Origin of the sequence: Paenibacillus tyrphae, from assembly GCF_027925525.1 — a bacterium.
Classification (GTDB): domain Bacteria; phylum Bacillota; class Bacilli; order Paenibacillales; family NBRC-103111; genus Paenibacillus_G; species Paenibacillus_G tyrfis_B.
Genome location: NZ_BSDJ01000012.1, coordinates 181162 through 200067 on the forward strand (window position 1 = coordinate 181162; position 18906 = coordinate 200067).

Here is an 18906-nt window from a genome sequence, read left to right on the forward strand (position 1 = left end):
CTCCTCCTTAGTTCAGCTCCGGCTCAAGCGGTCCGGCCAGTTCGCTTAGGAAAAACAGCTTGCCGGGCAGCGTCGGCATATACGTTGACGGAATCCAGGCGTTGGCGCCATGCTGAAGCGTAACGGCCAGCGACATGCCTTGCCACATCATGCCGCGTCCGAGCGCGCCGTCCGCGCCGCCTATCGCATAATCGGCCTGCAGGAACAGCCCGGGACCGATCGTATTCGCATAGCATGGCACGCGCGTCGTTCGGCTCTTAAAGCTCGTTATCGCATTTTGCTCAATGGTAAGCGGGTGCAGCTTCGCCCCAATCCGATGCGTGGCGGCCCGCCAAGCCGCTTCGTCCGCATATTCGCCGGCATATTGCGGCTCCCAGAAGGCGATGTGGCAGACGCGCCCGATGCCATAAATAACGAGCAGCTTCGCGCCCTCCTTCTTCAGCATGGCAATGCGCTCCGCATATCTCGGCAAGCTGTCTGCCGTTGCATAGTGCCGCTGCGCCTTCGGCACGGTCCGATCGCCCAGCAGATTGTAAAAGCCGTGCTCCATCGCGTATTGGAACGCACCCGGATCGGACGGCGGCAGCGTGCGACCTTCGGCGTCGCTCCATTCGTCCATATTGAAGCCGTAAACATGGGAAGCGCTCACATCCCACGCTTGGAGAAAGTAGGCGGTCCACTTATACATCCCCATCGGCCCTACCGGGAAAATAATCGCAAGCTTCTCCCCGCGGTCCCGAGCCCGTTTGATCGCCAAAGCGATCTCATGGCCCATCAGCGCGTTAAATTCCTGCAAATCTTCGCAGGCGACCGGTTCGAACCGGTCATGCCAGTGGCTTTGACGTGTCAACAGGCGCTCTGGGCCCAGGCCGCAGCAGACGTCCATTTTCTCCAAGTCCCACCCTGGCGGGAAAAAGCTTTCCATCAAAGAGCCTTGTAGTGTCGTGAACAAGTTCATGCGAATTCCTCCCGTCTCATCCACTGCTCCAGCCGCCCGATCGTCGCCCGTATATCCCGGGCCTGCTCGTCGCCGGATATTTCCCGTTCGATAATCAGCTCGCCGTCGTAGCCAAGCTCCTGCAGCTTGGCAAGCAATGCAGGGAAATTCACTTTTCCTTCTCCGGCGGGCACTTCCTTGCCGAGACGATCGCCATCGGTTGGATATAAACCGTCCTTCACATGTACGTTGCGCACGTAAGGACCGATGACGTCGAGCGCATCCACCGGATTGCCTTTTCCGTACAAAATCAGATTGGCCGGATCCAAATTGATGCCGAGATTGGACGTCCCGACCCGTTCGATCGTCCGAAGCAGAACGACCGGCGTTTCCTGACCGGTCTCGAACCAGAAGCCGAGACCCTTCGATTCGCAGTACGCGGCGACTTCGCGAATCGCCTCCACTACCGCCGGATAAGCGGGGTCGGTCATATTTTCCGGAATGAAGCCGCAGTGGGTAATGAGCGCCGGGGCGCCGATCCGCTCGGCAAAGTCCGCCCAACGCTTGAGGGTCGCAACCCGCTCGCTGCGGTATTCCTCGGGGATCAGGCCGAGGGTAACCGGACCTTCGGTAAAATTCCACTTCCCGGGGCCGGTAACCCAGCCCCAGACCGCGCAGATGCGCACGCCCGCCTGGGCCGCGCATTCTGCGACGCGATCGGCCACTTCCGCAGTGGCCAGCTCCGGGTCCCAGCACATTAGCTGACATACCGACAAGCCGAAGTCGCTGACATGCCCGAAGCAATCCCCGCCGTTCCGCAAAATGTTAATGACACCAATTTCCAAAGGGTTCACCCGCTTTCTTGGTCTCTTCCCTGCTAATGATAAACGAAGGTTTTGGCAAAAGCTTTGCCCGTTTCGCCGCACTTTTTGTACTCCGGTTTGCAGGTTGGTACGAAAATTTTGCATTTTCGTCCGTGGGGGGATTTTTACAGAGACAGCACACCGTAATCGCGCAACGCCTGCTTCAGCTTGTTCACCTCCGACTCAAGCTGCGCCAAGGTGGAGCCGTTCGTATCGCCGATGGCGGAGAGCCGGCCAATCGTACCGAACGGCTCGAACGAAGGCGCGACGAAGCTGACCGCGCCGGTGACCGGCTGGCCGGAGGCAACCGGTTCGTGCACGCGCAGGACCGTGCCGGAAATGGCAACGATCCTCAGCCGCTGGCTGCCGCTTCCGATGCGAATCCATTGACCTGCGGCAAGCCGGGAAGCATCATTCACGTTCAGCACTGCCGACCCGGAGCTTCCCGAGACCGTAACTCCGGTCACCGCCCCTGCCGTTCCGCCCGAGGTCACCTTGTAGCCGGCCGGCGTCCGGCCTTGTTCCACGGCAGGATCGGCCACGTAGACGAATGCGCCGGTCTCGAATGTGCCCGATATCGGTGGAAACGCTTGCACAAATCTGGTAACGGCACCGTCCCGCTCGTCAAAAAGGACACCGGGACCGAGGTCGAGCCACAGCCCGCCCTGCTTCGAGGTGATGCAGTTGTTCTTCAGGCGAATATTCGAGAACGTGCCGTCCGCCTCGTTAATCCGGATCGAATAGAGTCCCCGGGCCGTGTCGTACGTCTCCCGGATATAGTTGTCCGTAATGTACGCCTCGCTAACCGCAGATTGGAGCAAAATGGCGGACTTGTACTTTTCGTTCGCCGCCGGGTAATGGCCGGTGTTAATAATGAGGTTGTCGCTGATCTGCACCCCGGTTACTTTGCCCAGCTTCTCCGCATTGCCGATGCGAATACCGGTAAACGGGCAGTTTTTAATCACGTTGCCGCTGATGACGATGTTGCTCGCTTCGACCGGCCGCACGAAACCGATCCCGAATGCCCGGTCTTCGAGAATGGGAACCCCTGCTTCGTTCGGGTCGTTCGGATTGCGTCTGACGAACTCTTCTTGAAACTGGATCGTATTGCCGCTGATCGTTATATTGTCGTAGCCGCCGGAGTCCGGAAGCACTCCCGGAAACGAACCGATGCCCAGCATCATGGAGAAATTGTGATGCTTGTTGTTGATGCTGATCGTATTGCCTGTGATCGACACGTTCTTAACCGGAAACTCCTTGCGCGGCCATAGCTGAACAGCGAGGCAAGCGTTGCTGAACGTATTCCCCGAAATCGTCATATCGCTGAAATCCAGCGTTTTTCGGAGCTCGGGGTCGTTTGCAATTTCGCTGGATTGTATGTGAATGCCCGTAAAATAACCGTCCGTAATGTTTCCCGACACAACGCTTTGCCCCGCATGCGTTTCCATCGCGCCGAACGCTTTGTATTTTTTCGGATTCGTGTTGAGAAACCGGCAGTTTTGAATCGTATGGCTTCGGGCGTTGATATATACGGCCGAATTATCGTAATATTTGGGCGCTCTCGCCTCCACAAATTCGAAGGAGCAGTTCAAGATCCGGACGTTTTTACAGGCCGGGTTATTGAGCGTGATCGTATTGACGCCGCAGATCGGAGCGAACTGGACATGCTCGATCGTAATATTATCGAAGTCGAACAACGCGATGCAAAACTGCCGCCAGTAATAATCCTTCGTGCCGTTCGTATCCCGGCCGGGATCGATGCTGCATGTCGTATTGTTCAAGACGTTCTGGTCGATCCGCAGATGGCTGATGCGGACGTTCGACACTTTGGGCGAGCCTTGAAAGCCCCCGAAAATCGTCCAATAATCGCCCGCATCGTTCTTCACCTTAATTACGGAATTGCTTCCCTCGCCACGCAAATTTACGTTGCTTTTCAGAATGATGCGCTTTGTCTGGAGAAGCGGCGATACGATGTACGTGCCGACCGGAAAATAAACGGTGCCGCCCCCCAGAACCGAAACCGCGTCGATCGTCGCCTGAATGGCCGCCATATCGTCCGCTGCGCCGTCGCCTTTGGCCCCGAACCATTTCACGCTAATCTCGTCCCGGTCCACGATCCGCTTAAACCGGTACCCGCTCACCGTCGAAACGAGCACGAGCCCCGTATTGTCCGCCGTCGTGCTGTCGCTCGGATCATAGTAAAAGAACCCTTCCTGCCCCTGATCCCTCACATAGTACAAAAATCCGTCTCTCGCATCTTTTGCCGCCCGCAATGCCGCTATACTGGAAGGCGTACAGAAATCCATGTTCATCAGATCTCTCGGATGGTTGACCCGGCTTCCGTATACGATGTCGGTCACGGTCTGCGATTCCCCGGCGTAAGCGGACCTCAGTCCGCCTCCGGTCAACAGTCCGCCTGCGGCGGCTACGCCGGCCATGCCGAGCGTGGCTATGACCGAACGGCGGCTGAGCCGCTTCGGCTCGGGCGGAAGGGACGTCTGTTGCGGTACAGATACGGACTCGGACTCGGCGGGTTTGAATTCGGACATCGTTCATATCCTCCTCTAGTACGGCCAGGCTTCTGTCGGCAGGCAGGCTGCAGGCCGTCTGCATGATTTTTGGGTTGGATTCGAATCAAATAAATTAATCGAGGATCGGCGGGGAAAAAATACATTGCGGCTCCATAGGACGGTTCTGATAGAAAGCGATGAAAGATTTCGTTACACAGTCGTTTTTTCGCACTAGCAGCCGCATACGTTCCTTTGTCTTCCCTCCTTGACGATGCGGGGATATGCAGGGTTTATCGATAATCATAGCGTGGAAGACGGAGCAAAATCTTTAGCAGATTAACCGATTTTTTTGCACAATCGTTTGGATTTGCAGTAACTTCATATTTGTTATATTTCATTACTCTCAATGTTCGAATACCACATAACAGAACAACAGCACGCCTGCTTTTCATCACGTCAATCCATGTGTAAAATTAGGGGTGAATTGGTGGTTTCTACCTAACGATGAGGAAGTGAACGTATGCGAAAAAAAGCCGGGATTTTATTAATCCTCGGACTGTTGGCAGGTGCACTGGATGGCCAAACACCGGTACCATCCGCTCTAGCTAGTGACTCCAAGAGTCTGGCGGATTCAGCCGAAACCTTGACGCTGTTCGAGCCGACGGAGCTCTATGACGACCGTTATCAACAAGTCGGAATGATCGCACCCCAGCAAGTTCGTGTGCTGCAGACGTCAAGCATCAGAAGAGGACATGGGGAAGGCTATCGGGTGCCCAGATATTTGATTTCCACCTGGATGGGCAACGCATGGATCGTTCCCGACAACGCACTGAGAGGAAAAGAAGAACCGATGGACGCGTACATCGAGCTCCCCCACGAAGAAACCTTATACAACGATCCGGGGTTATTGTCGCCTAAAGGGAAGATCGGCAAACAAATCGTCAAAGCGATTGCCAGCTGGGACAAACGTTACAAGATCGCGACCCCCGAGGGAGAAGGATGGATCGCACCGAATTGGGCGGCGGTTGGCGTAAAATTGGTTCAGACGGACGTTCAACTGACAGCGCCGACGAGATTATTTCGTTTTCCATACCAGGATGCCGGAGCGAGCGTCAATCCCCAGTTGATGCAGGTTACTGCGGTTTGGCGCGATTGGTATCGGGCCGATTCGTGGCTGGGGCCGGTTTGGTTTCGGCTTCATGAACTGGATGCGGCGGATGCAGATCATCGCATGGAGGTTGGCCTGCGATATCATTATTTCGACGGGAATCAGACGCGATTTCGAGCCTCGGTGCAGCTCGGGCCGAAGTGGCGGGATACGGGAGAGACGATCCCGGTCGGATTCACCGTCTTCTTTTACAACGAAAAGGGCGAACGAATCGGCGCCTCCTCGGGAGCGGCAGTCCGGCTTAAAGGCGGGGAAGCAACGCCGGTCGAGCTGACGGTGGACCGGAACATCCGGACGTTTGCGTATGCTACCGTTCAAGTCGGGATGTTCAATGATCAACCCATAAGCAAGATTCAACCGGACGCCCCGATGGCCGTCGCAGATGATGCGGCTAACCACGATCTGCGATTGGGTTCGATTCAAGTGAGGCGCGATGGCGTGTTCAGCATCGTGACCGGCCAATACGCCTCCAAACTTGCAGGCGAGCGTCAGGTGAAAGCGGAGCTGTCGTTCCTGAACGCGGACGGTACAGCGATAGCTAAGGCTCCGCTGGAATTCGCATTTGATGCATCCTATCCGGGGAACGGCCTCCTTCAACCGTTCGAAGCCGTTGTGCCGGAGGATGTATCGACATATGCATCCGTGAAGCTGAAGGTGCTGGATGTGAGGTAACGGCAAAGCGTGAGCCTGCTTGAACCCTCACCGGGAAACGGTCGTATTTCAAGCAGCCCCTCGTCTGCCTCTACTCTACTCCGCCTGCCGCAGCTCGGCCACCCGCGAAGAGCGCCGCATCCGGGCCAGCGCTTCCGCCGAGGCGACCGCGTCCTGCACGCTGCGCAGCTCCAGCACCCAAGAGCCGGCGAAGCCGTGATCCTGCGCCAGCACCGTCACGGCTTCGAGCGGAACCGAGCCTGCGCCGAACGCCCAGTGATCGTCGCGCACGCCTCCATTGTCGCTCAAATGCAGTCCGACAACGTACGGCATGATGCGCTTGAGCGACAGCAGGCAGAGTCCCGTGCCGGTCAAATGAGCGTGTCCCGCATCGAAAACGACCCGCAGACGCGGTGAATCGACTGAGCGGACGATCCGCTCCAGAAACTTCACGTCCGTACCTAACAGGTTCGGATACGGCGGTACGTTTTCCAGCCCGATCACGACTCCCGAGCCGGCCGTTGCACGCAGCGCTTCCCGGACAAATTCGGCCACCCGCTCTGCAAGCTCCGACTCCCGTTCGGAATCGGCTTGGATCTCCTCCGCTCCGTCCGCTTCCCCGGGATGCAGCACGACATATGCGCATTCCAGCCGCTCCGCGATGCGAAGCGTAGTCAACAGCAGCTCCATCGAGACTTTTCTCGCTTCCTCCTCATACGCAGCCGGGTTCAGACCCGTGATCGGAGCATGGACCGTCCAGCGAACGTCATGCTCCTTCCCAAGCTGCCGAAGCCAGTCGAGCTTTTCCTCCGGCCATTCCAGCAGCTCAATGTGCGCTCCTTCGCCCATAATCTCGATTTCCTTCCATCCATCTCCGATCAAACGAACGACCGCCGCCTCCAAAGACTCCTCCTGCAGCGCATAAGTCGAAACGGCGCATTGACGCAGCGCTTCCATAGGCTCCATCCTCCTCATCTTCGTCTGTTACTTGATCCCCGACTGAATAAAGCTGTTCATAAATTGGCGCTGGAAGAGCAGAAACCCGGCCAGCAGCGGAGCGATGACCATCAGCGTTGCGGCGCTCACTTCCGTCCACTGCGCGCCAGTCTCAAACGATTGGGCGAAAATGGCGAGCCCTACCGTAAGCGGCCGGTTTTCCACGGAATTGGTAATGATGAGCGGCCACAAAAAGTTGTTCCAATGGTAGCTGACGGACACCAGTCCGAAGGCGATGTAAGACGGACGGGCCAGCGGAAAATAAATTTTCCACAGCACCTGCCACTTAGAGCAGCCTTCCATGACGGCGGCTTCGTCCAGCTCCGGCGGGATCGTCTTGAACATCTGGCGCAGCAGGAAAATGCCGAAGGCCGACGCGAAGTAAGGCAGCATAATGCCGAGCTTCGTATCGAGCAGCGACAGTTCCTTCAGGACGTTATAGTTCGGAAAAATCAGCACGTCCGCCGGAATCATAATCTGCACGAGAAACAGCAGAAAGACGAGATTTTGGCCGCGAAAGCGGACCCGGGCAAAAGCAAACGCCGCCATCGTCGCCGTGATCATCTGCACGGCAAACACGCAGACGACGATCAACAGCGTATTTACGTAGTACTGCGCAAATGGCGCAGCCGCCCAGACGTGGGCGAAGTTGTCCAGCGTGAACTCCAGGGACAAACCCGGCTGCAGCGCAAGCTGCTTCGGACGAAAGGCCGTACTAATCACCCAGACGAGTGGAACGAGCCAGACCAAAGCGAGCATATATATGAACGCATGACTTATTTTCAATTTGTTACGCAGCATTTCAACCGCCAACCTTCTTTCACAGGGCATTTCCGCATCAATGGTAATGTATTTTTTTGTCCAGCCCGAAAAATTGCAGCGCCGCCACCAGCAGAAGGACGGCGATCATGACGACCGTTAAGGTCGAGGCCATACCTTGATCCCAGAAGCTGAAAGCCGTTTCGTAAATGTAATAAAGCAGCAGATTGCTCGCGTTGTTCGGTCCGCCCTTCGTCATGATCAGCAAATGATCGACGAGCTTGAACGCATTGGTCAGCGCCACGATGGCGACGAACAAAGTCGTCGGCATGAGCAGCGGGAACGTAATTTTGCGGAACACAGTCCAGCGCCCGACGCCGTCCACCTGCGCCGACTCGTACAAGTCCCGGGAAATATTTTGCAGCCCGGCCAAGTAAAAAATCATAAAATACCCGGCTTCCTTCCAAATCATCATGACGATCATCGCGTACATGACCAGTTCCGGTGTGCCGAGCCAGTTGATGTCGCCCTGCCCGATCCATTGGGTCAGCCTGCTCAGCAGCCCGTACTGCGGCGTATAAATGAACAGCCACACGTTGGCGATGGCGATCATCGGGATCATGGTCGGGTAAAAGAACGCGGTCCGCACAAAGCCTTTGCCGCGAATCGCCTTGTTCGCGAACACTGCCATCAGCAGCGCCAGCGCCATGGATGTCGGCACCGTGCCGAGCGCAAACCACAGATTGTTGGACATGACCTGCCAGAAAAGTTCGTCTTTCATCAGATGCGCATAATTGTCCAGACCGATGAATATCGGCATCGGGCTCGCCAGATCCGCCTGGTAGAAGCTGAGCCGGATCGTCTTGGCGATCGGATAAAACGTAAACAGGAACAAGAACACGAGCGAAGGCAAAAGCAAAAGCCATGCGAATGCGTCCGTTTTCCATTGTAAGTTAAAGTTTTTGCCGCCCAAAAGGAAGCCTCCCCGCGATCGTTAAAATGAAGCCGTGCCGGAGCCCCGGGGCGGCTGCCTGGATTAGCGCATGCCGCCGCCGTTGGTATCCGGATTACTTATTGAAAGGAGCGAGCGCCTTGTCCGCTTCCTCCTGCGCTTTCTTCAAGGCGTCCGCCGGCGTCATCGCGCCTGTCAGCGCCGCCTGCACCTGGTCGCTGAGCGCCTTCATCACTTTGCCGTTGTTGTGCGTGGACAGCTCGGCGGCCGCATACTGCAACTGGTCGCGCGCCACGACGGCGGCTGGGAATTCGGCGGCGTATTTTTTCATCCGCTCGGTCTCGTAGGCGGATTTGCGGACGGCGACATAGCCGGTGTCAATGCTCCATTGGGCCGCACGTTCGGATTCGGTCATGAACTTCACGAACTTCCAAGCCGCTTCCTGCTTTTTCTTGTCGATGTCTTTAAAGATATAGAAGTTGCCGCCGCCTGTCGGACTGCCGAAGCTCTTTTGTTTCGGCAGGAAGCTGACGCCGAAGTCGAACTTGGCGTTCTTCTTCACGTTGGACAGGTTACCCGTCGTATGGTACATCATGGCCGTCTTTCCTTCCAGGAAGTCCGAAGGCACGGTGCCCCACTCGGTTACGCCTTCCGGCATCGCCTTTTCCTTTTTCGCCAAATCCACCCAATACTGCAAGCCTTCCACGTTTTCCGGCGTGTTGAACATGACCTTTTTGCCGTCCTCGGTCATGATGTTTTTGCCGTTTTGCAGCGCGAACGTCTGGAACATCCAGTAGGCGAAGCCGGTAACTGGAATTTCGAGGCCCCACTTGCCGTCTTTGGTCAGCTTTTTGGCGTAGTCCTTCATTTCGTCCCACGTTTGCGGCGGTTTGTTCGGGTCGAGCCCGGCCGCTTTGAACAGGTCCTTGTTGTAATACAGCACGATGGTGCTGCGCTGGAACGGGATGCTGTACGTCTTGCCGCCGGTTTGCGAGTTCGCCAGGAACGCAGGATAAAAGTCCGACAAATACTTGTCGCCGCCTTCTTTGGCGATGAACTCGTCGAGCGGAACGATGGCGTTCATATCGAGCAGGCTGAACAGCTCGGTCGATTGCATCACGGCCACATCCGGCGGATTTTTGCCCTGCACGCCCGCTTGCGTCTTGACGGCGGTATCTGCGTAGCTGCCCGTATAAACCGGCTTGACGGTAATGTTCGGATTTTGCTTCGTAAATTCCTGTGCCATCCCTTCGATGGTGGCGGTCAGCGGTCCCCCGACGGCAATCGGGAAATAGAACGTAAGCTCGACTTTCTCGTCCTTCGTCTCCGCCTTATTCGAAGCGGGGGAAGCGGCAGGCGATTCGGTTTTGGCGCCGCACCCGGCGAGCATCGAAATACAAAGACCCAGACTTACCATTTTTGCAGTTACGGAACGCATCGTTTTCTCTCCTTTGGTGGTTGTATGTAGTACTGTAGCAAACGTGTGTGATGCCCTCGTTAGAGCAATGTAAAGCAAATGTTAAAAATCGGGGCGGAGAGCTTCCAGCAGATCTCCCAGGGAATTCCAAACGTAGTCGGGCCGGATCGGAGACGTGTCCAGATCGGACCTCACCGTCACACCCGTCAGCACCAGAGCCGTACGCATGCCGCTGCCGAGTCCCAGCAGAATGTCCGTATCCAGCCGGTCGCCTACCATCAGGCAGCGCTTCGCCGGAAGACCGCTCCATTCGAGCGCCTTGCGGGCGTAATAGTCCGACGGCTTGCCGATGACGACCTGCGTTTCGGCGCAGCTCGCCGCTTCGATCGCCTTCACCATCGCCCACGTGTCGGGGATGACGTCACCGTCGACCGGACAATACGGGTCGGGATTGGCTGCGATCAACGCAGCGCCGCCGCGCACGGCCTTCATTGCTTGATGCAGCCGGCCGTAGTCGAAATGCATGTCCATCCCGACAAGCACGTGCGTCGCGCGAAGCGGGTCCTCCGTTCGCCTGACGCTCAGCTCGTCCAATTCGCGCATCAGCGCCGGCTCTCCGACGGGATACACGACCGGGTCGTGGAGCTCCGTGAAATATACCGCAGCGGCGTAGGCGGCCGTCACGACCTCGTGCACGTGCGCTTCTAGCCCGAACGCCTGCAGACGGGCCTGACAGTCGCTCCTCGTCCGCGTCGTCGTATTGCTCAAAAACAAAATACTCTTTCCTTTTTCCCGCAGGACGGAGAACGTTTCGGCAGCCGCCGGAAGCAGCCTGTCGCCGAGCATGATCGTTCCATCCAAATCGAAAAAGAAACCTTCCACTTCCCTCAAATCCGGCAAAATCCTGCGCAGCTCCCTTCGTGATGAAAACACAAAAAAACCCTTTATCCAGCAGAAAGAAGCGGCGCGTCGTCATTCAGGCGCTTCCTGCAGCTGCATAAGGGTTTTCTCCTCGTCTCATACCCTTGAATATACAATTGGGACTTTCGACTCTTACTCTAACAGTGTTTTGTCATCGGGATGTTAACGGTTTGTGTAGTTTTTGTAAAGGCGCGACTTCAGGCACGTCGGCGGCTCCCGAACCCGGTCCCCAGAGCTTCCGGCTGCCCATCGATACGGCGCTTGCCCCTGCCTGCAGCGCCATGTCGATCTCCGCGTGATCGTGGATCAGCCCGCCGGCAATGATCGGCATGGAGATGCTCCGGCGAAGTTGGGTGATAACCCGGGGAATGAGGCCGGGCATAATCTCCACGGCGTCCGGCTCGCTCTGCCCGATATTGTGGATGCCATGCTCCAACGCCGACGTATCGATCAGAAACAGCCGCTGAATCGCGGCCAAGCCGTTCTTTTTCGCCTGCTTGACCAAATGGCTCTTCGTCGAAATGATGCCCGTCGGCCGCCAGCGCTCCGCCACGTACTTCATGACGATCGGGTCACTGCCGAGCCCCGCGATAAAATCGACGTGCAGGAACACGTTTTTGCCTGCTTTGAGCGCCGTCTCCACGTACTCTCCAGCCGTGACCAAATCGCCGATCAGCAAAAAGACGACGGGCCATTCGCTGGCGCACGCCGCCTGCAAATCCTCCGCTTTGCGCACCGCGGGTATGATGCGCTTGTCCCCCATGTATTCGTATAATGCCTGCTTCACGTTCTCTGCCCCTTTCCAAACGTCCGTTCTGCGCCATACGCTGACCATCTCTGCGCAGCTCGAGTTCATCTTAGCAAACATTTGTCAGGGCAGTGTTAACGGGTGGGGTGATGGATGGGTAAAGGAGACATAGTCAGCAAGGCATAGGGATTTCTTGCCCATTGGCCGGATCGATTCATGAGTGAGCCCATACGCGAGCGCACTCAGAATTCGTTTCAGAGACATGCGAAAAAATAGAGGAACTGATGTTCTCTATTGTGTTCGAATTGGTCCGCCTGAGCAAAATAGAGGAACTGCGATGACTTAACACCCTCATCTCAGGGAGAATGAATATTTTTCGACACGAATAAGTCACCTTGCTTCCTCTATGTTCTGGGGAACGTTTAAAATCTTGGCTTAGCGCATCCTCGTTCCTTTATTTTCAAGTAGAGTCGAGGGTAATAACTGTCCAGCGATTGTCTGCATTTATCGCCATGGTTCCATTAGTGCGAGAAAAACGCGGGACGGTTATGCCCCGCGTGAGCTTTTCGATTTTTTTGCCTTCGCTTTGTCTTAACTCGCCCGCTCAGGTACGGAGCCGCCGTGCTGCGGTGTCCAGAGATGTGCCTTGTTCATTGACCGGCATCAGCCGGACCTCGAACGTAAATTCGTGCGGCTCCAGCCGGTAAGGCGGAAGCTGTCCCTGTCCGCAGCTTGCGCTTCCGAGCCCGTTGTGCCGGTAGTCGAGGTGCACGGTAATGAAATCCCGCTTGACCAAGTCGGTCGTATGCTTCGCTTGCTCGATGTCTTCCGGCGTATGCCAGTGCGCGCCGAAATCGAACTGCGGCATCCCGGCAGCCAGCAGCCCCGAGCCACTGCCGCTCAGAAATGCGGCCCACCGGACGTCCGAACGGTTGCCGTTTTCTTGAGGATACACGTATGGGAACGCCAGCCCGGCGACGGAGCAGTCATACAGGCCGAACCGGGCTGCTTGCTTGCTGTCCGGGTACGATTCCCCCGGCCCCCGGCCGTACCAAACGACGCGGTCATAGTCGCCCGGCACCTCCATCCGCAGCCCGATGCGCGGAAGCATCTCCGGCGGCTTGCCGTACGGTGTGCCCTGCACCCGGAGCTCGACAAGGCCGTTGCCGTGGACCGTATACGTCCACATGGAGTCGTAGCCCCAGTCGTAGACGGGCGGAGCCGTGCGTATACGCCGGGTGCAGCGCACCGTACCGGAGTCGAGCCGCTCCCAGGCGAACGAACGGGCGTCGTCGCGCGCCAAATGAAGGCACGCCTTGCGCCAGTCCGCCACGACATACATGTCGTTGTCGATCGGCGGCCGCCATAGCGTCAGCGCGGGGCTTCGGCGGAGCAGCGGACGGCCCGCGCCGGTCCACGAGCGGATATCGCCGCGTGCGAGGTCGAAGCGGAGCGCGAAGTCCGCACCGCGCAGGACGAGCTCGCCCGCGCGCTCTTCCGCGAGCAGCGGGTGCGGCGCCGTCGCAGCAGGCTGGGCGCTCAGCCTGGCCGCCGCCCAGCCCGGCAGCTCAAGCTGCGCCCAGGCCACTTCATGGCCGCACGGCGCCCAGCTTGTGTCCGAGGCGAGCACGAAGCGCAGCTCGAGCCGGTACTCCGCGCCGGGCAGCAGGCGCGCCGGTCTGTGCAGCGGAAGCGTCAGCGGCGCTGTGCCGCCCGGCGGCACGTCAGGCAGCGGCGCGCTGCCGCTCGCAAGCGGTGCGCCGTCCACCGAGACGGTCCAGACGAGCTGCAGATGGCTCAGGTCGCGGAAATCGTAGCGGTTACGGATCGTGACCGTCCCTTGCTCGGCATCGAACACTTCTACCGTTACCGGCTCGATAATCTTTTTGTATTCCAGCAGTCCGGGCGAAGGGGTGCGGTCCGGCGTGATCAGCCCGTCGATAACGAAGTTGCCGTTGTTCGGCTCATCGCCGTAATCGCCTCCGTAGGCGTAGTACGTCCGCCCATCCGCGGTTTTGCGGCTGAGGCCGTGGTCGATCCACTCCCATACGAACCCGCCGGCGAGCCGGGGATAGGTGCGGAACGCCTCCTCGTATTCGAGCAGCCCGCCGGGGCCGTTGCCCATCGCATGCGCGTATTCGCACAGCACATGCGGCTTTTCCTCGTCTTCGCGCTGTCCGAAGCCGATCATTTTCTCCACGGTCGAATACATCGTGCTGAATACGTCGCACACCTTCGCTTCGCGGTCACCTTCGTAATGAATAAGCCGCGTCGGATCGGCACTGCGGCACCAGGCGGCCATCGCCTCGTGATTGCAGCCAAAGCCTGATTCGTTGCCGAGCGACCAGAACAGGATGCTCGGATGATTTTTGTCCCGTTCGACCATCCGCCGCATCCGCTCGACATAAGCTTCCTCCCACGCGGAATCGTTGCTCAGCCGGTCGGCATCCCCTACAAGCTCGAAGCCGTGCGTCTCCAGGTCGGTCTCGTCCATGACGTACAGACCGTACCGGTCGCATAAGTCGTAGAACCGTGGATCGTTCGGGTAATGCGCCGTCCGCACCGCGTTGATGTTGTGCCGTTTCATCAGGACGACGTCCTGCTCCATCGTCTCTACCGTGACCGCCCGGCCGCGCTCCGGATGATGATCGTGGCGGTTCACGCCGCGCAGCCGGATCAGCTTTCCGTTTACAAGCAGCCTGCCGCTACGCACCTCCACCCGGCGAAAGCCGACGCACGTCGGCACGGCTTCGAGCGTGTCGCCGTCCGCCGTCTTGAGCGTGAGCAGCAGATCGTACAAAGCGGGCGTTTCTGCCGTCCACGGGCGGACGTCGTTCAGCTGTGCCCGGAAGTGCACCTCCGCTGCGCCGCCATCCTCGCCCCAGCTCTCCACGGAACAAACGCCAGAAGCGGCCTCCGTTCCTTGTTCCCCGTCCATCAGCCGCCACTCCAGCACGACGTTTCCCATCGTCGTCTGCTCTTTAGCGACCTGCACCCGCACATGGAGCAATCCGGTGCGGCCGTCTGCGTCCAGATCGGCGACGACCGTGTAATCTCTTAAATACGTCTTCGGTTGAGCAACCAAGACGACATCGCGAAAAATGCCGCTCAGCCACCACATATCCTGATCCTCCAAATAGCTGCCGTCCGACCATTGGTATACCTGCACCGCCAGCACGTTCTCGCCCTCGCGCACAAACGGGGCGATCGCGAATTCCGATGGCAAGCGGCTGCCTTGACTGTAGCCGACATAGCTGCCGTTCACCCAGACATGAAAAGCGCTGTCCACGCCTTGAAACTGCAAGAACACGTTCCGGGACAGCCAGCCCTCCGGCAGCATAAACGTCCGCCGGTACGTCCCGGTCGGGTTGTCCGCAGGCACTTCGGGCGGACAGACGGGGAACGGATAGTACAAATCCGTATAATGCGGCGCTCCGTATCCGTGAAGCTGCCAATGGCTCGGCACGACGAGCCGATCCCAGCCGCTGTCGTCGAATTCCGGCATGTAGAACGAGGCCGGGGCCTCCTCGGGACGTCCGGCGTAATGAAACGCCCACTCGCCGTTTAGCAGCATGAACCGGTCCGAGCTGCCCCGGCCATATGTCAACGCCGCGTCCGCAGCGCCGTACGGAACGAATGAGGCCCGGGCAGGCAGCCGGTTCCGCTCCAGCACGTTCAAATTTTGCCAATCCCGTCTTGCCAGATGGTCGCTCATGATAAACCTCCTAGTATATGCATCTGATTACTATGTTTTATTGAGCTGTGCGGCAGGGATCAGTGTTGTTTCTTGCGCTGTGGTATAGAACGCAGCTATTTCCTTCCCTGCCGCATTCCTCGCAGCCGTCCGGCTATTTAATCCCCGTCTGCGCGATTCCTTCTACGATGTACCGCTGCGCGCCGAAAAATACGAGCAGCGGCGGCAGGCAGATAATCGACGTCACCGCCATCACGGACGTCATATCGACGCCGTGCACCCCTTTGAACTGGGCGAGCCCGAGCGTCAGCGTATATTTGCTGGAGTCGTTCAGGAAAATCAGCGGTCCAAGGTAATCGTTCCACGTATCGAGCATATTGAACACGCTCACGAGAATCAACGCGGGCAGCATCAGCGGGACGATCACCCGGATGAAAATGCCGAAATCGCTCGCTCCGTCGATTTTCGCCGCCTCCTCCAACTCCGTCGGAATCGTCATAATAAACTGCCGCAGCAGAAAAATATAGAAGGCCGATCCGAACCAGGCCGGGACGATCAAAGGCTTGAGCGTATTAATCCAACCGAGAAAGTTGAATTCCATATACAGCGGAATCATCGTCACGTCCCACGGAATCATCATCGTCGCCAACACGATCAGAAACAGCGCGTCGCGTCCCGGAAACCGGTAGCGCGCAAAGCCGTACGCCACCAGGGAGGAGGAAATCAGCTGCCCGATATTGCACAGAATCGTCACGGTCAACGAATTTTGCAAAAACGTATTGAACGGCTGAATCGTCCAAGCTTTGACGAAGTTGCCCCACTGAATCTCCGAAGGAATCCATTTGGGCGGGTACATGTAGATTTCGTCCGGCGCTTTCACGGCCGTCGTCACGAGCCAGAAGAACGGCATCAGAAACAGCAGCGAGAACAAGACGAGCAGCGCGTACGTGAGCGTTTTTTTCATCTCCGGTCCCTCTCCTTTCCCCAGTCCTTAAGCTGCCTTCCGCAGCCGTTTGCCCGCACGTTTGGCCTTCACTTCGCCCTCGTAGTACACCCACATGCCGGTCGAGCGGAAGACGAGCATCGTCAGCGTCAAGATGATCAGGAACATGATCCACGCATTCGCTGCGGCGTAGCCCATATGAAAATACTTAAAGGCGTTTTCATAAACGTACATCGCGTAAAAATACGTCGAGTTCGACGGCCCCCCGCCGGTCAGCGTCAACGCCAGCGTCAGCTGCTGGAACGCGCCGATGATCGAGGTGACGAGGTTAAACAGCAGCGTCGGGCTGAGCATGGGCAGCGTGATTCGGAAAAATCGGGTGAACACGCCGGCCCCGTCGATGGAAGCTGCCTCATACAGATCTCCCGGGATGTTCTTGAGCCCGGCCAAAAAGATCAGCATCATCGAGCCCTGCGCCCACAGGCTTGCGCCGACCATAGCCGCCAGCGCCCAGCCCGGCTCCCGCAGCCAATCCGGTCCGGTAATGCCGACGAGCGACAAAAAGTAATTCAGGATGCCGTACTCGCCGCTGTATACCCACGCCCAGATCATCGCGAGCGCGACTCCGGAGATGACGGACGGCAAATAAAAGATCGTGCGGAATATGCCGCTTCCTCGTACCTTTTGATTCAGCAGCACAGCAAGCAACAGCGCTACCGACAAATTCAGCGGCACAAAAATCGCGGCGAATTTCAGCGTGACGCCGAGCGACTCCCAGAAAAGCGGGTCGTCCGTGAACATGCGGGTATAATTTTGCAACCCGACAAACGTACGCTCTCCGGCAATCGGCCAATCGTACAAGCTGATCACCAGCGAGAACAGCAGCGGCCCCAGCGTGAAGGAAACGAAACCGATCATCCAGGGAAGGACGAAGAGGTAAGGCGTGAGCCAGCCTCTTCGTTTCAGTCGGATGCCCGGCTTAGCTGCCTGTCGAACGGCGGTCGTATCCATAGGTTCATCCTTCTTCCGTTTTTCGCCTGCCGGCTTTATTTGAAAAATTTCTCCGAGTCCTTGACGGCTTTGTCAAGCGAATCCTTCGCATTCTGGCCGAGCATAATCGTATTGATCGCCGACGTGAGGTTGCGGTTCACTTCGTTCCATTTCGGATTCAGCAGGAACGCCGGCGTGTCGTCGCAAGCCTCCAGCATTTTGTAGAACGATTGGTAGAGCGGGTCTTGGTCGAGCTTTTTCTCGGCCACGACGCTTTTGCGCACCGGCAGGTCGGAGGTCCGCAGCTTGATCGCCTCGTCGGACGCGTAGTATTTGACAAATTCCCAAGCCATTTCCTTGTTCTTGGACGATTTGGAGATTGAGACCGCCGATTCGGCGATGACGCCCTTGAGCTTCTTGCCCGGGAAGGCCGGCATGACGACCGTGCCAACGTCGATTTTGGCCTCTTTGAAGCCGTCCAGCGGCCATACGCCGCTTTCCCACATGGCGATTTTGCCTGCCTTGAAGACGTCGTCTCCGGACTGCTGGTTTTTGCCGCCGACGATGACGGCCGTTTTATCCTTGACGAGGCTGCCGAACATTTGCAGCACTTCGGCCGTTTCATTGCCGTTCATAAACCCTTCGATTGATTTGCCGTCCGGACTGATGAAGCTGCCGCCGTTGCTCCAGATGAAGCCCTGCAGGTCGTACGGATCGTTCTCCGCCCGGACGCCGAAGCCGTACTGCTTCTTGGCGGAGTTCGTCAGCTTCTTGGCCGTTTCCTTGAAGTCGTCCCACGTCCAGCCCGCTTTTGGATACGGCACGTTCGCTTCGTCGAACAGCTTCTTGTTATAGTACATGACACGGGTCGTAAACCCGGCTGGCATGCCGTACGTCTTGCCGCCGATCTTCACGTAGTTGAACAACCCGGGATAAAAATCGTCCGGCTTGAGGCCGGCATCGGCGGACATCATCGCATCCAGCGGTTCGAGGTTCTGGGAGTAGGTCGGAAAATCCCACATATACATCACGTCAGGCGCATTGTTCGCTCCGATCGAAGCGGCCAGCTTCTGGTCGAAGCCGTCCCCGTACGCCTCCACCTGCACCTTGACGCCGGGGTGCTTCGCTTCGAATTGCCGCGCGATCGTCTCCTGGATTTTGAGCAGATCGCCCGTATCCCACGTCGCAAAACGCAGCGTCACCTGCTTGCCCGGTTCGGACGATGGCGTCCCCGCCCCCGCTGCGCCGTTTTGAGGCTCGCTTGCCGGCTTGCCGCACCCGGTGGCCAACAAAGAAGCGGACAATATCGCTGTCGTAACAAGAAGCATCCTTCGTTTCATTTCGAATTCCCCCTGAA

14 protein-coding genes are annotated in these 18906 nt (G+C 57.7%); 1 reads left to right on the forward strand and 13 read right to left on the reverse strand.

Translation table 11 applies throughout. From position 1 onward, the window contains the following. Window positions 1–7: 7 nt before the first annotated feature. The 3 genes from QMG93_RS17060 to QMG93_RS17070 form a co-directional block, all read right to left on the reverse strand. Window positions 8–958, reverse strand: coding sequence for a 6-phosphogluconolactonase (locus tag QMG93_RS17060; RefSeq protein WP_281938452.1), 951 nt, complete (start codon window positions 956–958; stop codon window positions 8–10). Further along, window positions 955–1791 carry a sugar phosphate isomerase/epimerase family protein gene (locus QMG93_RS17065; RefSeq protein WP_281938454.1) on the reverse strand — a complete coding sequence of 279 codons (837 nt, stop codon included), beginning with the start codon at window positions 1789–1791 and terminating at the stop codon, window positions 955–957. Before QMG93_RS17065 ends, QMG93_RS17060 begins: the two co-directional genes overlap by 4 nt. A 134-nt stretch (window positions 1792–1925) precedes the next feature. After that, complete coding sequence (locus tag QMG93_RS17070) at window positions 1926–4349, reverse strand: glycosyl hydrolase family 28-related protein (RefSeq protein WP_281938456.1); 2424 nt, start codon at window positions 4347–4349, stop codon at window positions 1926–1928. A gap of 481 nt (window positions 4350–4830) precedes the next feature. Here QMG93_RS17070 and QMG93_RS17075 point away from each other — a divergent pair, with 481 nt between their 5' ends. Then, on the forward strand, window positions 4831–6150 hold the full coding sequence (locus QMG93_RS17075; protein WP_281938457.1) for a hypothetical protein: 1320 nt from the start codon (window positions 4831–4833) through the stop codon (window positions 6148–6150). Window positions 6151–6225: 75 nt separating this feature from the next. Here the strand turns inward: QMG93_RS17075 and QMG93_RS17080 are convergent, their stop codons facing one another. The 10 genes from QMG93_RS17080 to QMG93_RS17125 form a co-directional block, all read right to left on the reverse strand. Further along, complete coding sequence (locus QMG93_RS17080) at window positions 6226–7086, reverse strand: sugar phosphate isomerase/epimerase family protein (RefSeq protein ID WP_281938459.1); 861 nt, start codon at window positions 7084–7086, stop codon at window positions 6226–6228. Window positions 7087–7113: 27 nt separating this feature from the next. Continuing rightward, a complete protein-coding gene (locus QMG93_RS17085; protein ID WP_281938462.1) occupies window positions 7114–7926 on the reverse strand; it encodes a carbohydrate ABC transporter permease in 813 nt (270 codons plus the stop codon). A gap of 37 nt (window positions 7927–7963) precedes the next feature. Then, the gene (locus tag QMG93_RS17090; RefSeq protein WP_281938464.1) at window positions 7964–8857 is read right to left on the reverse strand and encodes a carbohydrate ABC transporter permease; all 894 of its coding nucleotides are present in this window, start codon (window positions 8855–8857) and stop codon (window positions 7964–7966) included. Between the two features lie 94 nt (window positions 8858–8951). Further along, window positions 8952–10274: an ABC transporter substrate-binding protein gene (locus QMG93_RS17095; protein ID WP_281938466.1), complete on the reverse strand. Its 1323-nt coding sequence runs from the start codon at window positions 10272–10274 to the stop codon at window positions 8952–8954. Between the two features lie 81 nt (window positions 10275–10355). Continuing rightward, the gene (locus QMG93_RS17100) at window positions 10356–11153 is read right to left on the reverse strand and encodes an HAD-IIA family hydrolase (protein ID WP_281938468.1); all 798 of its coding nucleotides are present in this window, start codon (window positions 11151–11153) and stop codon (window positions 10356–10358) included. Between the two features lie 172 nt (window positions 11154–11325). Continuing rightward, a complete protein-coding gene (locus QMG93_RS17105; RefSeq protein WP_281938469.1) occupies window positions 11326–11961 on the reverse strand; it encodes a glycerol-3-phosphate responsive antiterminator in 636 nt (211 codons plus the stop codon). 565 nt (window positions 11962–12526) lie between these two features. After that, the gene (locus QMG93_RS17110; RefSeq protein ID WP_281938471.1) at window positions 12527–15637 is read right to left on the reverse strand and encodes a glycoside hydrolase family 2 TIM barrel-domain containing protein; all 3111 of its coding nucleotides are present in this window, start codon (window positions 15635–15637) and stop codon (window positions 12527–12529) included. Between the two features lie 133 nt (window positions 15638–15770). Then, entirely contained in the window at window positions 15771–16580 is an 810-nt protein-coding gene (locus QMG93_RS17115) for a carbohydrate ABC transporter permease (protein ID WP_054971762.1), read from the reverse strand. 27 nt (window positions 16581–16607) lie between these two features. Next, entirely contained in the window at window positions 16608–17570 is a 963-nt protein-coding gene (locus QMG93_RS17120; RefSeq protein WP_281938477.1) for a carbohydrate ABC transporter permease, read from the reverse strand. 35 nt (window positions 17571–17605) lie between these two features. Further along, window positions 17606–18889, reverse strand: coding sequence for an ABC transporter substrate-binding protein (locus QMG93_RS17125; protein ID WP_281938479.1), 1284 nt, complete (start codon window positions 18887–18889; stop codon window positions 17606–17608). Window positions 18890–18906: the final 17 nt, after the last annotated feature.

What these genes read in the sequence shown, in the direction of transcription:
- QMG93_RS17110 (WP_281938471.1), bottom strand. Translation starts at nt 15,637, where the DNA reads ATGAGCGACCATCTGGCAAGACGGGATTGGCAAAATTTGAACGTGCTG.
- QMG93_RS17115 (WP_054971762.1), bottom strand. Translation starts at nt 16,580, where the DNA reads ATGAAAAAAACGCTCACGTACGCGCTGCTCGTCTTGTTCTCGCTGCTG.
- QMG93_RS17075 (WP_281938457.1), top strand. Translation starts at nt 4,831, where the DNA reads ATGCGAAAAAAAGCCGGGATTTTATTAATCCTCGGACTGTTGGCAGGT.
- QMG93_RS17070 (WP_281938456.1), bottom strand. Translation starts at nt 4,349, where the DNA reads ATGTCCGAATTCAAACCCGCCGAGTCCGAGTCCGTATCTGTACCGCAA.
- QMG93_RS17120 (WP_281938477.1), bottom strand. Translation starts at nt 17,570, where the DNA reads ATGGATACGACCGCCGTTCGACAGGCAGCTAAGCCGGGCATCCGACTG.
- QMG93_RS17080 (WP_281938459.1), bottom strand. Translation starts at nt 7,086, where the DNA reads ATGGAAGCGCTGCGTCAATGCGCCGTTTCGACTTATGCGCTGCAGGAG.
- QMG93_RS17125 (WP_281938479.1), bottom strand. Translation starts at nt 18,889, where the DNA reads ATGAAACGAAGGATGCTTCTTGTTACGACAGCGATATTGTCCGCTTCT.
- QMG93_RS17095 (WP_281938466.1), bottom strand. Translation starts at nt 10,274, where the DNA reads ATGCGTTCCGTAACTGCAAAAATGGTAAGTCTGGGTCTTTGTATTTCG.
- QMG93_RS17085 (WP_281938462.1), bottom strand. Translation starts at nt 7,926, where the DNA reads ATGCTGCGTAACAAATTGAAAATAAGTCATGCGTTCATATATATGCTC.
- QMG93_RS17060 (WP_281938452.1), bottom strand. Translation starts at nt 958, where the DNA reads ATGAACTTGTTCACGACACTACAAGGCTCTTTGATGGAAAGCTTTTTC.